This is a genomic window from Acidobacteriota bacterium, assembly GCA_029861955.1.
In the GTDB taxonomy this organism is placed as follows: Bacteria; Acidobacteriota; Polarisedimenticolia; order Polarisedimenticolales; family Polarisedimenticolaceae; genus JAOTYK01.
On the sequence record JAOTYK010000004.1, the window covers coordinates 113,728 to 128,195 of the forward strand.

Consider the following 14,468-nt stretch of genomic DNA (forward strand, 5'->3'; position numbering starts at 1 on the left):
AAATCTTGCTATTCTGGAGTGGACGGGAGCGGAAACCATGAATAGACCCAGGCATTTTCGATTACGGACGATCCTGGCGCTGTCGCTGGCCCAATTCTGCGTCGCCGGCGTTGCCTTAGGCCAGCAGACCGATCCGTCCCCCCTGGACGTGTCACCGGTCAAGATCGCCGGCCACTACGAGATCGACTGGAAGATCACCGAGCGAGGGATCCGCCAACTCATCATTCGAGATGCCCGCGCCCAGGGTCAGCGGGACAACGCGACACCCGAGACCATCGAGCGGATCGTCCGCGGCCCGCAGGTCGACGCCATTGTCCTCCGATTCCTGACGGCGACTCAGGAAGAGTATGAAGGGGTCAGCCTCGACCTGTTCGAGGACGGTCTGTTCGTCAATAGCGCCGAGGGGCTGGGTCAGTGGGCGATCCACGAGTCCGGCTCCATGATGGTCAACATCGAGGATCAGAAGGAGGATCAGAAGACCGCCTGGAGGTTTGACGGCCGATCGATCCGATTCCAGGTGGACGCCGACGTCATCGCCTACGATCTGTTCTTCCGCAAGACCGGGGCCCCGAGGGATCTGCCGTGAAAATCGGTCTAGCCGGCTTCCCGTTAACCGGGAAGTCCACGTTGTTTCAGTTGTTGACCGGCCTGGAACCGGCGGCCCACGGCGGCCGCGGCGAGGCGCAACAGGGCGTGACGCGGGTCCCGGACCCCCGCCTGAACCGGCTGAGCGAGATGTACTCGCCTAAGAAGACCACGCCGGCCACGGTGACCTACCTGGATCTGGCCGGGGTCGAGAAGGGACAGGCCGCCAAGACCCTACCCCTGGACGCGCTGCGGACCGTCGACGCCCTGGCCCATGTGGTCCGCGGCTTCGAGGACGAATCGATCCCCCACTCCGAGGGCCCCATCGATCCGGCGCGGGACGTGGCCGCCATGGAGACCGAGCTGATCCTCGCCGACCTGATCGTCGCGGAGCGACGGGTCGAGAAGCTGGATCTGCTGGTCAAGAAGACCGCCAAGGAAGAAGAGAAGAAGGAGTTGGCGATCTTCCGCAAGGTGCTGGCCCACCTCGAAGAAGAGAAGCCGTTGCGTAACGGCGACTGGAACGAGACCGAGCTGAGACTGCTGCGGGGCTACACGTTCCTCTCCCTGAAGCCGCTGCTGGTGGTCATCAACGCCGGCGAGGACGATGCGCAGAAACTCCACGAGGGAGCCGCCTCGTTCAACCTCGAGGCCGTCGACGCTCAGGATCGGACCGCCGTGGTCGCCATGTCGGCCAAACTCGAGGCGGAGATCGCACAACTCGACGGGGACGATGCGGCCGTCTTCATGGAAGAGATGGGCATCCGCGAACCGGCGCTGGATCGGATGATCCGAGCGTCCTATGCGTTGCTGGATCGAGTCTCCTTCTTCACCGTCGGCGAAGACGAGTGTCGAGCCTGGACCATCGGACGGGACACCGACGCGCGGAAGGCCGCCGGTGTGATCCACAGCGATATCGAGCGAGGTTTCATCCGCGCCGAGTTGGTGGCCTACAAGGATCTCGACGCCAACGGGAGCTGGAGCGCCTGCCGCGACGACGGCACGCTTCGACTCGAGGGCAAGGAATACCCGATGCAGGACGGCGATGTGGTCAACTTCCGCTTCAACGTCTAGCGAGCGGTTGCGACAGGACCTCCCCCAGTCGACGTCCGATCTGATCGTCAGACTCCGCCGGAACCGTTCGCAGGTCGAGCAATAGACTACCGTCGTGGACTCTACCGATGACCGGCGGCGTACCGTCGCGCAGCCTTCCCTGTAACTCTCCGCAGTCCCGTCCGTCGACGGAGACTCGCAGAAGACGGGTGCCGATCTCCCCGCGAGGTGACGACCCCCCACCGGTCCGCGAGACACCGCTGACGACCGCCAGCCGATAGGACGGATCGATTCGGTCCTTGAGCGAATCCGCGATCGTTCTGGCCCGACGTCCGATGGCGGTCGCCTTCAATTTCATCATCCGTAGCGTCGGCACCTCGTCCCACGCCCGCCCCGACGCGTAGGCCAGCAGCGTCTCGTGGAGCGCGGAGATCAGGATCCGATCCAGACGACAGACCCGGGCCAAGGGGTCTTTCTTGACCTTCGCGATGACCTCGGGCCTTCCGACCAGGAAACCGGCCTGGGGCCCACCCAGAAGTTTGTCGCCGCTGAAGGTGACGAGATCGGCGCCGGCCTTGAGGATCTCGGCGATCGGTGTCTCGTCCCGGATCCCCACATCCTGCAGGTCGACCAGGTCGCCACTCCCCCAGTCCACCAGCAGCGGGATCTCGTGCTTCGCGGCGAGTGCCGACAACGACGCCACGCCGACCTCGGCGGCGAAGCCGACGATGCGGAAGTTGCTGGTGTGGACCTTCATCAGCAGCCCGGTCCGTTTCCCGATCGCCGCCGCGTAGTCCCCGCGACGACTCCGGTTGGTGGTCCCCACCTCCACGAGTCGTGCGCCGGAGAGCCGCATGATGTCCGGGACCCGGAACGACCCGCCGATCTCGACCAACTCGCCGCGGGAGACGATCGCCTCCTTCCCACGACAGAGGGCATGCAGGGCCAACATCGTCGCCGCCGCGTTGTTGTTGACGACGTGGAAGTCGTAACCGGGAAACAGCAGCTCCATCAGGGGGCGCAGCGGTGCCATCCGATCGCCTCGGCCTCCGGCCTCGACGTCGTACTCCAGGTCGACGTAGTGACTCAGGGATGCGGCGACCCTCTTGGCCGCTGCCTCGGAGAGCACGGAACGACCGAGGTTGGTGTGGACGATCACGCCGGTCGCATTGAGGAGCGGTTTCGGCTGCGGCTCGGCCTGTCGCTGGGCCCAGGCCTCGGCTGCGGCCAGGATCGTCGTCGGCTTCAACTCCGAGGGGTCGATCCGACCGTCACCGCGGAGCCGGCGTCGTCGCTCATCGAGGACGGTCCGAAGGCTCTCCCGTGCCCAATCCGGGCCAAAAACCCGCCGAAGCCGCCTCCCCCGTCGATGCTCCAGGAGTTCCGAGACCGCCGGTAGACGCCCCGGGCCGTCGGCCCGTACCTTAGACTGGTTCCGTTGTCCCCGTTTCTTTTGCATCCGTGGGCCAGGATCCCTAGATTTGAACGTGGGATGGGAACATCAGGGATGAACGATGGCTGAGAAAACTGAAGCCGAGGCCCAGCTCGAGGCCGACATCCATACCCTTGAGGTCGGCACCCGGCAGCTGAAGGTCCAGTACGACATGTTCTTCGTCGGGGCGCGCAAGATCCCGCCGCGAGAGCTGCGGGCCCAACTCGAACGTCTGATCCGTCGCAATATCGACACGTCTCACGCCAACTACGCCCAGCGGTTTCATCTGACTACGGCCGTCAGCCGCTTCAACAGTCTATCCGAACTCTGGGACAAGACGATACGTGGACGAGAACAGGGCTACCTTGAAAACGGTCGGATCGTGGATCCCCGTTCGCAGGCGACCCAGCCCTCGACGCCTGCCGCGGCAGATGGCACCCTGGCTCGATGTCGGGTCACGGACGCCCACGCCGACGCCGCTCGATTAAAGGATCTCTACCAATCGTTCGTGGCCGCCCATGAAAAGGGGACCCGGACACCGAGTTTCGAAAAATTCATCCTGGGCGTTGAAGCCCAATCCAGTCGGATCCGAAAAAAATCCGGTTGTGAGGAAATTGAGTTGCGCGTGGTGGCCAAGGACGGCAAGGTCCAGTTGAAGGCTCGCCCCGGTCGCTAGAGCGGACTGACCGCACGGAGTACGGTGATGAGGTTGTCGAGGTTATGGCTTTTGATCCTTGTGGTGGCTGTCGCAGCACCGATCGCCGCCCAGGAGGGCTCGGAGAACGGTGACAAGCGCGCCGCCAAGGAAAAGGCCCGACAGGAGCGAATCGCCGAATACGAGCGCAAGCGGGAAGAGCGCCGGGCCGCCCGCCAGACACGCCGCGAATCGGAGGAGGCCGCCAAGGCGGCTACCGAGCGGGCCCACGATCCGACCGACCTCTCCCCCGCCGAAGCCCAGGCGGTCGAGTCCGCCCGCACCGACGAGGTCGTCGTCAAGAAGCCGAGTCGTGCGGAGCGTCGCGCCGCACAGGGTGCCGTGCGACTCCCCCGCGAGCTGGCGCGGGCCCAGGGCTTCGTCCGTCAGAGTGTGCTGGCCCGTGACCCATCCGTGCTGGCCTACCTGGATCTCGTCGATACCGGCGAGGCCAGCGCCCAGCAGCTGGGTGCCTTCGGAAACTTCCTCGGCCAGAACGGATTCCTGGATCTGGCACTGACCTACTACGGCACCGCGCTCTCCGTGGACGATTCGGATTCGCTGCTCTGGCTCAACGTCGGCACGCTCCATCGTCAGGCCGGAGAGATCGATCGCGCGGCGGCCGCCTATACCCGTGCGCTGCGCCTGAACCCCAACAACGCCTTCGCCCACTACAACCTGGGTGCGACGCTGGACGGTCTCGGCAAGTATGAGGATGCGCTGGAGGAGTACCGGATCGCCCTCACGCTGGACCCCTCCCTCGGGGACCCGAAGACCAACCCCCAGGCGGCCAACAACGACCGCCTGACCGCCGTCAAACTGATGCTTTACCAGGGTCAGACCGGGTCGATGGGACTCCCCCTCGTGGAGCTGCCCGAAGGGAAGACCCCGTAGCCGACGACGACGCTGACGCCTCGCCGTTGCGCTGATACAATTCGCAGCCCATGCGAATTGCATTCAAAGTCCTGTCCGTTGCGGTCGCGCTGGCGATCTTGACGACACCCGCGTCGGCATGGACGGCCCGCACGCGAATCGCCATGACGCAACGTGCGGTGGAACTGATGCCCAGAACGCTGAGGACGGCACTTCAGGGACACGAGAAGGCGCTGCTCCGCGGACTGCTGGATCCGATGAAGGATGAGGATGGTGCCGACCATCGTCCCATGACCGCCGGTGGCGACCTGGAAGCCGCGGTCCTGGCGGCGTCACGTGAGCTGCGCGGCGTCCTGGATCGACCGGCACGATTCGACGAAGTCGCCGAGGCCTTCGGCCGTCTCGCCCACTACACGTTGGATGTGGGTTTCCCACCGGGGGTCAGCCCCCGTGACGATACCGTCGACTCGCGTTACCGGCACTTCGGCTCGCTCTGCGAAGAGCGCCTCCCAAAATTTCCGCTCGTCTACTATGACGATCACGACCTCGGCGGCGGTCTTGCCGACGTCGGGCCATACGTGGAAGAGATCCTCGCCCGGGCGACGACCAACGATGCGGTCCTGGCCGATGCTTACGACCGCGCCGGCGACCCCCCGCACCGCGGTGCGTTCGACGATCGCTCGGTACCGTTTGCCGTCGCCTCTATCTCCTACTCCCGAAGTGTGAATGATATTGCTCGGGTCTGGCTGGCCGTGTGGCAGGAAGCCGACGGCGACATGTCCCACACCCCGTTCCGCAACCAATCCAATCGTCAACCGGACGATCCACGGAGTTCCCGATGAATCACAAGGTCCAACGGGCCCTGGTCAGCGTCTATGACAAAACCGGTGTCGTCGATTTCTGCAAACAGTTGACGAAAGCCGGTGTCGAGATCCTGTCCAGCGGCGGGACCGCTCGCCTCCTCTCCGAACACGGAGTCGACGTCGTCAAGGTCGCCGACTACACCGGCTCTCCAGAGATCCTCGATGGGCGCGTGAAGACACTGCACCCGAAGATCCACGGCGGGATCCTGGCCGCGCGGGATCTCGAATCTCACATGGCCGACCTGGAGAAAGAAGGCATCAAGACGATCGACCTGGTCGTCGTCAATCTCTACCCCTTCGAGCAGACGGTGGCGACGGCCGGAGTCTCCCATGGCGAGGTCGTGGAGATGATTGACATCGGCGGGCCGACCATGGTCCGCGCCGCTGCCAAGAATCATGCCCACGTCGGCGTGGTCGTTAACCCCTCGGACTACGGTCCGATCGCGGACGAGCTTCAGGCCGACGGTGGCCTCGGAGAGACCACCCGACGCAAACTTGCGGCAACGGCGTTTCGCCACACCAGCGGGTATGACCTGGCGGTCCAGACCTACCTCGAGCGACCACAGAACGACGACTCAAAACCGGAAGAGGATGCCTTCGACGAACGGCTGGTAGTCGAGTACAGCAAGCTGCAGGGACTGCGCTACGGCGAGAACCCCCATCAGCAGGCGGCGTTCTACCGCGACCCGTTGCCGTCGGCGGGATCGCTGGCGGATGCGACCCAACTCCAGGGCAAGGAACTCAGCTTCAATAACATTCTGGACTTCGACGCGGCCCTGGGCGCTGCGCTGGAACTCCCAAGGAGTGGCTGCGTGATCGTCAAACACGGCAACCCGTGTGGCGTCGCGCTGGGGACCGACCCCGCAGAAGCGTTCGAACGTGCGCTGGCATGTGATCCGACTAGCGCATTTGGCGGCGTGATCGCATTCAATCGAACCGTGGACGGACGGGCTGCAAAATCGATCCGCCAGCAGTTCTACGAGGGGGTCGTCGCTCCCCGCTTCGACGACGAGGCGAAGGCAACCCTGGCACGCAAAAAGAAGCTACGTTGTCTCGAACTCGGCGACATCAAACATGCGACTCGCGGCGGCATGGATCTTCGTCGGGTCAACGGCGGCCTCCTGGCCCAGACCTGGGACCGGATCGAGGAGTCGGTGCGTGAGAGTCGTGTCGTCTCTCGTCGCGCACCGACCGAGGATGAGTGGAAGGCCCTGGAATTTGGCTGGGTCGTGGCAAAACACGTGAAGTCGAATGCCATCGTGTATGCGCGCGCCGATCGGACAATTGGCATCGGTGCCGGTCAGATGAGTCGCGTGGATTCCGCACGCCTCGGTGCCGATAAGGCAAACACCCCGCTCGAGGGTTGCGCGATGGCCTCCGACGCATTCTTCCCGTTCCGTGACGGCATCGACGTCGCCGCCAAGGTCGGCGTTCGCGCCGTCGTCCAACCGGGCGGTTCGATCCGGGATGATGAGGTGATCGCGGCGGCGGACGAACATGACGTCGCGATGGTGTTCACCGGGCGACGTCACTTCCGACACTAGCGCTCAGCCGCCGTACTCCAGGTCGCGAAATCCGATCGACTCGATCCGATCCATCCACGCTCGATCACGGACGGCGCCGGAGCATTCGTCAGCGAGTCGAAGTCCGTGGGAGACGCCGGGGTCGTCGCTGTTGATATCGCTGGCCTCCGTGAAGTGCGCGGTCGCGCCGTCACAGTTACCCGAAGTGAGAGCCTGCATCCCGAGATTGAACCAGCCGTTGATCATGTAACGGCTGAGGCGCTCACCACGCTCCGTCTCGGGGAGACGATAGAAAACGGTCAACGCCGATCGGTAGTCGCCGGTATTGAAGGCGTCGACGGCGCTCTGCCAGCTGTCCAGCACTTCCTGCTGTTCACGGAAGAGATCGCCAAGTTGGAGCACCTCTTGTTTGAGCTTGCGATCGTCCGGCCGAGTCTTCTGGATCTTGTTGAGCAAAACGATGGCACCCGCGTAATCCCCGAGAGCGATCGCCTCGTCCGCGCTGACCCGTAACGCGTCAACATCGACGATCTTGACCGGGGACGCCGCCACGTTGGCATCATCCGCGCTGTCGTCAACCACGGGCGTCTGCGGTTCCTGGATCTCTGCCGTTTGTGGAGGCTCGTCGGACGTCCCGAAGAACTCCGTGTAGGCGAACCACCCACCCGCGATGACCAGCACCAGCACGGCGGCGACGATCATGGCAAGGCGTGGCACCTGCCGACTCTGTCGTTCGCGTCGGCGCGCCGTCCGTTCGGTCGTCGTCGATGTCGCGGCTGTCGTGGGGGGGGTGACGCTTTCGGTGACCGGCCCGTCGTCTTCGACGGTCGGAGTCGTCGGAACCTCCGGGATGAGATCTCCCAGGTCGTCCAGGTCACCCAGATCGGCGGACGGTTCCGCGGCGACCTCGCCCGCGGCCACGGCCGGCGCCGCGTCCATGTTCAACGCCTCGTCGACCGTGTCGAAGTCCAGCTCACCCAGAAGATCGTGAGACTCGTCCTCCGTCTCCGCCGGTGTCGGCGTCTCCACTTCGTCGTCGGAAGCGATTTTTGCCGCCAACTCCGTGGCACCACTGTGATTCTCGTCGAGGATCTCCAGGCGACGTAGCAGAGTGATCGCCTCTTCCCGGGCACCCTGCTGGTAGGCGACGGTGGCCTCGGCGAACAGCTCGCCGACACGTGTCTTCAGCTCCGCCGCGGCTGCCGCCTCGGCGGACGGCTCGTCCAGCGGCGCCGGTTGCGGAACAGGCGGTGGCGTGGAGGCGGCCGGCGCCTCTTCGTGGTCGGAGAAATCGAAATCCATGGCGTCGGAATCTGCCGACGGGACCGGTGGGGGTGTTGCCTCGGCTTCCGCGGCCGGAGTCGCTGTCGGAGTCACTGCCGCCGACTCATTGACGAACGATGGCCCCTCGCCGATCAACAGCTCGCAGAGACGCACGCCTTCGCCCGCCCTGAGGTCCGACGGGTCGAGGCTGAGGATCTTCTGCCAGACCTCTGTCGCCTTCTGGAACTCTCCCTGTAGGTAGAAGTTCGACGCCTGTTGATGCAAATTTTCCAGTTCAGACGGATCGATCGCCATGACCCCGCACCCCTAGATTACGGATAGCTACCGAGGGAATATAGGGTTCGACGACCGCCGGGGCAATTTCATCCGCCGGGGCTGCCGGAAGCGGCCAGAAACGAGTCACGGCAGGCGCTGGAGCAGAAAAACACCCGCCCCTGATCGGTTTCTACGCTGAGCGCTCGATCCTCCGGGATGTGGACCCCGCAGGCCGGATCCTGGACGAGACGACGGCCGGGCGTCGGGGCCGGGCGACGGGTCGGCCGTGGAGCGTCGGCACGTGCGGGCCTGGTTCGTGGAACGAGCCGCGCCAGCAGGGTCCAGATCGCCACGATGACCGCCAGCAAGAGCAGCAGGAATCGGAGCATGGCCGAGGATCGCCCCTAACCGGCGCTGGACGCAGCGCGGGCCTTGTTCAACTCGTCCCGCAACGAATCGAGCTGCGGGGGGCGAGGGTCGAAGGCCTCGAGCTGGGCAAGCGCCTCATCCGCCCGCTCGAACTGCTGGAGATCAAAACCGGCGACGACGACGATGTTGAACAGACTCTGCCAGTGATCCGGATGAAGCTTGTGGGCACGCTCGAACAGTTGAAGCGCGTCGTCCGGTCGTTGGACACTCCGGAAACAGATCCCGAGATCCGACATCAGGTCCGGGTCGTCGGTCTGGATCTCGAGGGCCATCTCGTAGAACGGGATCGCATCGTTCCACATCTGCACCTGATGGTAGAGGTTGGCCAGACGGACCATCGACGCCACGTCCTGCGGGTTGTCCTGGACCCGCTGCTTGAGAGCGTTCATCTCCGCGACCATCGGAGCGGCTCCATCGGCCGGCGCCGCGGCTCCGGTCTCGGTCCTCGCACGAGGACCGGCGGGGCCTTCGACGACTTCTCCGGCGCCTTGACCGCCAACGATCGGGTCGCGCCCGACGGCATTCATCGTAATGGCCGCGATCAGAATCCCGAGGACAACGCCCCCGACCAGAAACCAGACGTTCTCTCGCTGCATGGTGTTTGACCTCTCCCTGATCGATTCCAATCGGAGGCTAGCGGAGGCCTGTCGTCCCGTCAACAGAGACACAGGATCCCCATGCTAGACTTTTCACGGTGATGGCCCAAGCCAACCTCTACGGTCGAGATCGAGCCTCGCTCCGGGAGTGGCTGACACGCTTCGACGCGCCACCCTTTCATGCGGATCAACTCTACCGCTGGTGGTATGCCCGTCGCCGCTTCGATCCCGACGACTGGACCGACCTCCCCGTGGCCCTCCGGCACCAGATCGCCGAGGAGGCGGTCGTTGACCCGGGAACACTCGCGGAGAGTGCACGGGCGGATGACGGAACCGTCAAGTATCTCGTCACGCTGGGCGACGGGCGATCCGTCGAGTCGGTTTACATGGAGCAGGACGGGCGGGTGACGCTCTGCATCAGCAGTCAGGTGGGTTGTGCCCTCGACTGCGATTTTTGCCTGACCGCTCGGATGGGTTTCGTGCGGCACTGCACCCCCGGGGAGATCGTCGGACAGGTGGCGAGGATCCAGGATCTCCACGGCATGGGCAACGATCGATTCAACGTCGTGTTCATGGGGATGGGTGAGCCGCTGCACAACTTCGACGGTGTGGTCGGTGCGGTGCGACTTCTGACTGACGCCGACGGCTTCGGTCTCTCGTGGCGTCGTGTCACGGTGTCGACATCGGGCATGGTGCCGGCCATCGAACGGCTCGCCGAGGAGACCGTTCATCCACGACTGGCGGTATCGCTGAATGCAACGACCGACGAGACACGCTCGAGAATCATGCCGATCAACCGAAAGTACCCGATCGCGAGACTGATCGAGGCCTGCAAGAAGTGGACCCGGACGACCGGTCAGTCGTTCACGTTCGAGTATGTCCTGCTGGATGGAGTGAACTGCAGCGACGCCGACGTCGATCGTCTCGCCGCGCTGACCGACGGGCTCGCCGTCAAGGTGAACCTGATCCCGTTCAACCCGGTCCCGGAACTCCTGGATTACAACGCACCGTCGAAGGCAAGGATTTTCGCTCTACGCGACCGGCTGCTCGATCGCGGCGTTCGGGTGAGTATCCGCTGGAGTCGTGGACAAGACGCCAAGGCCGCCTGCGGGCAACTGGCGTTACTTAGTTGAGGGCGCGTCGCGTAGCGATTGCCAGAAGTGTATCGCTCTCGACACCCGCCAGGCGCCGCACGCGAACCCCCTGAAAGCCCGCGCGTGCCAGCCGATACTGCAGCTCCGCTTCGTGGTGACAGAGGACATCGGCCGTCGTCTCGTCGCCATCGTCGAGCCGAAACGGCCGTGGAACCCCCTCACCACGGGGCGATGCGGGGAAACTGGCGACGAGCAAGCCGCCCTCGCGCAGCGTTCGGTAAGCCTGAGACACCACTCGGTCGAACTCCCGAAGACCGGGCCCTAGGATCGAATCCATCGCCCACGCCACATCGAAACGGTTTCTGAAGGGAGCGAGGTCACGCAGATCACGACGCCTGAAACTCACGGGAAGATCGACGCATGCCTTGCGGGCCTCGGCGAGACTCTCGGGTGCGAAATCGACGGCGGTCACATCGGCGAATCGCGCGGCAAGAAACGGAAGGTCGCGACCCGCGCCGCAACCAAGATCGACAACGGACATCGTGTCCCGATCCGGAAGGTTGTCGAGGACAAACCGCGCGACGTCAACGTGCTGCGAAACGTCGGAACGCGGTGTGCATTCGGTGGATGCCGTCCACGCATCCCAGTCTCTTGGCCCCCATGTCATACGTCGAACCTAGGGTCCGAACGGATCACGGTCAACGCATCGAGATGTATGGGAGGCTCAGTCTTCCATCGTCGCGAGGAATTCCTCGTTACTGGATGATTTGGCCAGACGCTGGGTCAACAACTGCATGGCCTCGGCGGCACGGAGGGATGCGAGAGCGCGGCGAAGCAACGTGACCTTCTTGTACTCCACCGGCGTGAACAGCTTCTCTTCCTTCCGTGTGCCGGTCTGCGATATATCGATGGCAGGAAAGATCCGGCGTTCGAACAGACCGCGGTCCATGACGATCTCTGTGTTGCCGGTGCCCTTGAACTCCTGGAAGATGACCTCGTCCATCCGCGACCCGGTATCCACCAGCGCGGTGCCGATGACCGTCAGCGAACCACCGGAGACCGCTTTCCGCGCGGCACCGAAGAACCGTCGCGGCTTCTCCATGGTCCGGGAATCCACACCGCCGCTGAGGACACGTCCGGAACCTCGCTGTTGCGAGTTGTACGCTCGAGAAAGGCGAGTGATGGAATCGAGCAACACGACGACATCGCGACCCATCTCCACCAGACGCTTGGCGCGTTCGAGAACGATCTCGGAAATCTGGACGTGGTTCTTCGTCTGCTCGTCGGACGACGATGCCACGACCTCGCCCTTGACGCTCCGAGACATGTCGGTCACTTCCTCGGGACGCTCGTCGACGAGGAGAACAATCAGATGGATCTCGGGATGATTGACCGCGATGGAGTTCGCCAGCTTCTGAAGCAGCACCGTCTTACCGGCCTTCGGCGGGGCGACGATCAGGCAACGTTGCCCCTTGCCGATCGGGGCGATCAGATCGACGACGCGGGTCGATAGCTCGTCGCCGTCCACTTCCAACCGGATCCGCTCTGTGGGATCCTCGGCGACCAACTCCTTGAACGGGGTGTGCTGCTCCCAGGCCTCGGGTTCGGCACCATTGATCTTCTCGATGCTGCAGAGGATCGAAACTCGTTGCCCCTCGCCCATGGCGGGACCCTCGAGCTCCAGCCCTGACTCCAGCTTTTGCGATTCGATCAACTCTCGGGGAACGACCGGATCATCCGACTCGACGTTGTAGTTGTTCTTGGCCTGACGGAGGAATCCGTGTCCCTGCTCGGCGATCTGGAGGACGCCGTGCGCCGTCGTATCGGTCTCGCCTTCGGGCACACTCTGAACGACTCGCGGCCCGCGCTGCGGGCGATCGCCCCCGCGTCCGTCACGACCGCGGCCACGTCCGCCTCTTCCACCGCGGCGGCGTCGTCGCCCGCCGGATCCTCCGCCCCGTTCCTGGCTCATGGCTGTCCTTCTTCCTTAACGTTGGCCGCCAACCGGTGAGTCGGAGCGCGAGAAACGTTCCTCGTCCACGATCACGGCGGCGAACAGGATCACGAGTTCCCGGGTGGCGTCGATACCCTCGCCGGCCGGCGTCGCCTCGACGCGCCAGCCATCTTGTTCCGGGTGTGCAACGAGATAGGCTCCGTCGGTCTCCCAGCTTGAGAGATGGAACCCCGGGGTCCGCGGATCGCTCCGGCGGATACGAAACAGACTCCCGTCGCCCCGTAAGAGATAGTACAAATTGCCTGGAAAGCCAAGGGGTTCCAGCGGCGTAATGCTGGCTGGCGGCCGATTCCCACCGTCCCCGTCGTCCTCGACCCCCGTGGACTCCATCACGAATCGGCCCGCGCGTTCACGACACAGGACGGTCGATTCCCCCGCTTCAGGACCCTCGACCGTCCAGCGGGGTCCGTCGCCCACGACCACCGCCAGGGCTCCGGCGGGGGTCTCCACCCGATAGGTCGTGGCGTTCACCCGTTGATGGCCCGTTGGGCCGCAGCGGCGGCCGCTCGGACCATCTCGTTGGGGTCCTGTTCCGCCAAAGCCAGGATCGGCAGGGCCGCCTCATCGCCGGTCGAGCCCAGCACGCCGGCGGCCTGCACACGAACCTCCCACTCGGGATCCTCCAGCAGCAGCCGTGACAACGGGGCGAAGCCCGCGCCGGGCTCCAGACGGGCCACACCCTTGATCGCCGCCAGGCGCACCTTCGTCATCGGATCCTCGAGGGCACCCACCAGCGCGTCGACGGCGTCCGCGCCGCCCAGGAGCGTTAACGCCTCGGCGGCTCGCTTCCTGACGATCTTGACCGGATCCCCTGCCAGCACGGCGGCCAATCGCGCCACATCCTCCTGCGTCCCGACATCGCCGAGACAACGGGCGCTGGTTGCTCGAACGAACGAATCCTCATCCTGCAGACCCTTTCGAACGAAGCTCGGGGCATCCTCGACGTTCAGATGGGCCAACTCGAAGATCGCCGTGGAACGGATATCGCGGTCTTCGTGACTCGTGAGTTTTCGAATCTTGTCGATACTCTCGGGAGACTCGTCGGCGGCGAGGGCGTAGACGCTGGCGATCCCCTCCTCCTTGCTGACGCCGCAGGCGGTGACCAGCAGCATCAATCCGAACAGGGCCCACAGGTCTATCCAGGAGCGTCGGTTTCGATTTTGTAACCGCCTGCCGTCGGGGTCGAAGACCGATTTGGAGTGGCACCGCCCACGGGCGATCCGTACATGGAAAGCAACCACGAACGATCCGGAGGCGCCCATGTCAATCCTCGTCGCAGAAAACAACTTCAAGAAGGGTCTCGCGGCACTGGTCGACGACAACCATGTCGAGGCGGCAGTCTTCTTTAGGCGAGCCCTCGACGTTGAACGACAACGTCACGTTCGGTCGCCCAACATGCGCTATCTATCCTACTACGGACTCTGCCTGGCCAAGACCAATCGACCGATCGGAGAGGCCATCCACGCGTGTCGGACGGCGGTCCGCCGCGAGACCGGCGACCCGGAGCTCTATCTCAACCTCGGCCGGGTCTTCACTCTGGCCCGGCGTCTGCGTGAAGCCCGCGAGACCGTCGATGACGGGCTCAAGATCGCACCGGATCACGACGGGCTTCGTAACGAACGCGACAAGATCAGCACTCGGCTGGGCCTCCGCGGAGGCCCCGTTAGGCGGCGACGGGCCGGCGTTCGCGGAATCCTGCGGCGCCTGACCGGAGCGGCTCCGACCGCTTCCTGAATCGAACACCTTTCTCCAGGCGAATAACGTTTTCGCCGG

The 14,468-nt window shown here is 64.3% G+C and carries 16 protein-coding genes; 8 read left to right on the top strand and 8 right to left on the bottom strand.

Features of this window, described 5'->3' with window-relative positions; all coding sequences use genetic code 11:
- The first annotated feature begins 37 nt into the window (after positions 1–37).
- Together OES25_03080 and ychF are read left to right on the top strand one after the other, a co-directional pair.
- Complete coding sequence (locus OES25_03080; GenBank protein ID MDH3626620.1) at positions 38–586, top strand: hypothetical protein; 549 nt, start codon at positions 38–40, stop codon at positions 584–586.
- Entirely contained in the window at positions 583–1,659 is a 1,077-nt protein-coding gene (ychF, locus tag OES25_03085) for a redox-regulated ATPase YchF (protein MDH3626621.1), read from the top strand. Before OES25_03080 ends, ychF begins: the two co-directional genes overlap by 4 nt.
- On the opposite strand, the gene selA is transcribed toward ychF, so the two are convergent.
- Positions 1,649–3,097 (bottom strand): L-seryl-tRNA(Sec) selenium transferase, encoded by a 1,449-nt coding sequence (gene selA / locus OES25_03090; protein ID MDH3626622.1) that lies wholly within the window; start codon positions 3,095–3,097, stop codon positions 1,649–1,651. The genes ychF and selA overlap by 11 nt on opposite strands.
- A gap of 55 nt (positions 3,098–3,152) precedes the next feature.
- Here selA and OES25_03095 point away from each other — a divergent pair, with 55 nt between their 5' ends.
- Genes OES25_03095 through purH form a run of 4 tightly spaced genes read left to right on the top strand, consistent with a single transcriptional unit; the run spans position 3,153 to position 7,044 of the window.
- Positions 3,153–3,746 (top strand): hypothetical protein, encoded by a 594-nt coding sequence (locus OES25_03095; GenBank protein MDH3626623.1) that lies wholly within the window; start codon positions 3,153–3,155, stop codon positions 3,744–3,746.
- A gap of 27 nt (positions 3,747–3,773) precedes the next feature.
- Positions 3,774–4,658: a tetratricopeptide repeat protein gene (locus tag OES25_03100; GenBank protein ID MDH3626624.1), complete on the top strand. Its 885-nt coding sequence runs from the start codon at positions 3,774–3,776 to the stop codon at positions 4,656–4,658.
- A gap of 50 nt (positions 4,659–4,708) precedes the next feature.
- Positions 4,709–5,479: a hypothetical protein gene (locus tag OES25_03105; GenBank protein ID MDH3626625.1), complete on the top strand. Its 771-nt coding sequence runs from the start codon at positions 4,709–4,711 to the stop codon at positions 5,477–5,479.
- On the top strand, positions 5,476–7,044 hold the full coding sequence (gene purH / locus OES25_03110) for a bifunctional phosphoribosylaminoimidazolecarboxamide formyltransferase/IMP cyclohydrolase (protein MDH3626626.1): 1,569 nt from the start codon (positions 5,476–5,478) through the stop codon (positions 7,042–7,044). Before OES25_03105 ends, purH begins: the two co-directional genes overlap by 4 nt.
- Before the next feature lie 3 nt (positions 7,045–7,047).
- On the opposite strand, the gene OES25_03115 is transcribed toward purH, so the two are convergent.
- From OES25_03115 to OES25_03125, 3 genes are all read right to left on the bottom strand, one after another.
- Positions 7,048–8,601 carry a hypothetical protein gene (locus tag OES25_03115; protein MDH3626627.1) on the bottom strand — a complete coding sequence of 518 codons (1,554 nt, stop codon included), beginning with the start codon at positions 8,599–8,601 and terminating at the stop codon, positions 7,048–7,050.
- 68 nt (positions 8,602–8,669) lie between these two features.
- Positions 8,670–8,951, bottom strand: coding sequence for a hypothetical protein (locus OES25_03120; protein ID MDH3626628.1), 282 nt, complete (start codon positions 8,949–8,951; stop codon positions 8,670–8,672).
- Positions 8,952–8,966: 15 nt separating this feature from the next.
- Positions 8,967–9,587 (bottom strand): tetratricopeptide repeat protein, encoded by a 621-nt coding sequence (locus OES25_03125; protein MDH3626629.1) that lies wholly within the window; start codon positions 9,585–9,587, stop codon positions 8,967–8,969.
- A gap of 101 nt (positions 9,588–9,688) precedes the next feature.
- Between OES25_03125 and rlmN the strand changes: the two genes are divergently transcribed.
- Positions 9,689–10,720, top strand: coding sequence for a 23S rRNA (adenine(2503)-C(2))-methyltransferase RlmN (gene rlmN, locus OES25_03130; GenBank protein ID MDH3626630.1), 1,032 nt, complete (start codon positions 9,689–9,691; stop codon positions 10,718–10,720).
- Here rlmN and OES25_03135 read toward each other — a convergent pair.
- Genes OES25_03135 through OES25_03150 form a run of 4 tightly spaced genes read right to left on the bottom strand, consistent with a single transcriptional unit; the run spans position 10,713 to position 13,957 of the window.
- Entirely contained in the window at positions 10,713–11,348 is a 636-nt protein-coding gene (locus tag OES25_03135; protein MDH3626631.1) for a class I SAM-dependent methyltransferase, read from the bottom strand. The two genes, rlmN and OES25_03135, sit on opposite strands and share 8 nt — an antisense overlap.
- 57 nt (positions 11,349–11,405) lie before the next feature.
- Complete coding sequence (rho, locus tag OES25_03140; GenBank protein ID MDH3626632.1) at positions 11,406–12,653, bottom strand: transcription termination factor Rho; 1,248 nt, start codon at positions 12,651–12,653, stop codon at positions 11,406–11,408.
- Between the two features lie 15 nt (positions 12,654–12,668).
- Entirely contained in the window at positions 12,669–13,166 is a 498-nt protein-coding gene (locus tag OES25_03145) for a hypothetical protein (GenBank protein MDH3626633.1), read from the bottom strand.
- Positions 13,163–13,957 (bottom strand): HEAT repeat domain-containing protein, encoded by a 795-nt coding sequence (locus tag OES25_03150; GenBank protein ID MDH3626634.1) that lies wholly within the window; start codon positions 13,955–13,957, stop codon positions 13,163–13,165. Before OES25_03150 ends, OES25_03145 begins: the two co-directional genes overlap by 4 nt.
- Between OES25_03150 and OES25_03155 the strand changes: the two genes are divergently transcribed.
- Positions 13,956–14,429, top strand: coding sequence for a tetratricopeptide repeat protein (locus tag OES25_03155; protein MDH3626635.1), 474 nt, complete (start codon positions 13,956–13,958; stop codon positions 14,427–14,429). The two genes, OES25_03150 and OES25_03155, sit on opposite strands and share 2 nt — an antisense overlap.
- The last annotated feature ends 39 nt before the right edge of the window (positions 14,430–14,468 follow it).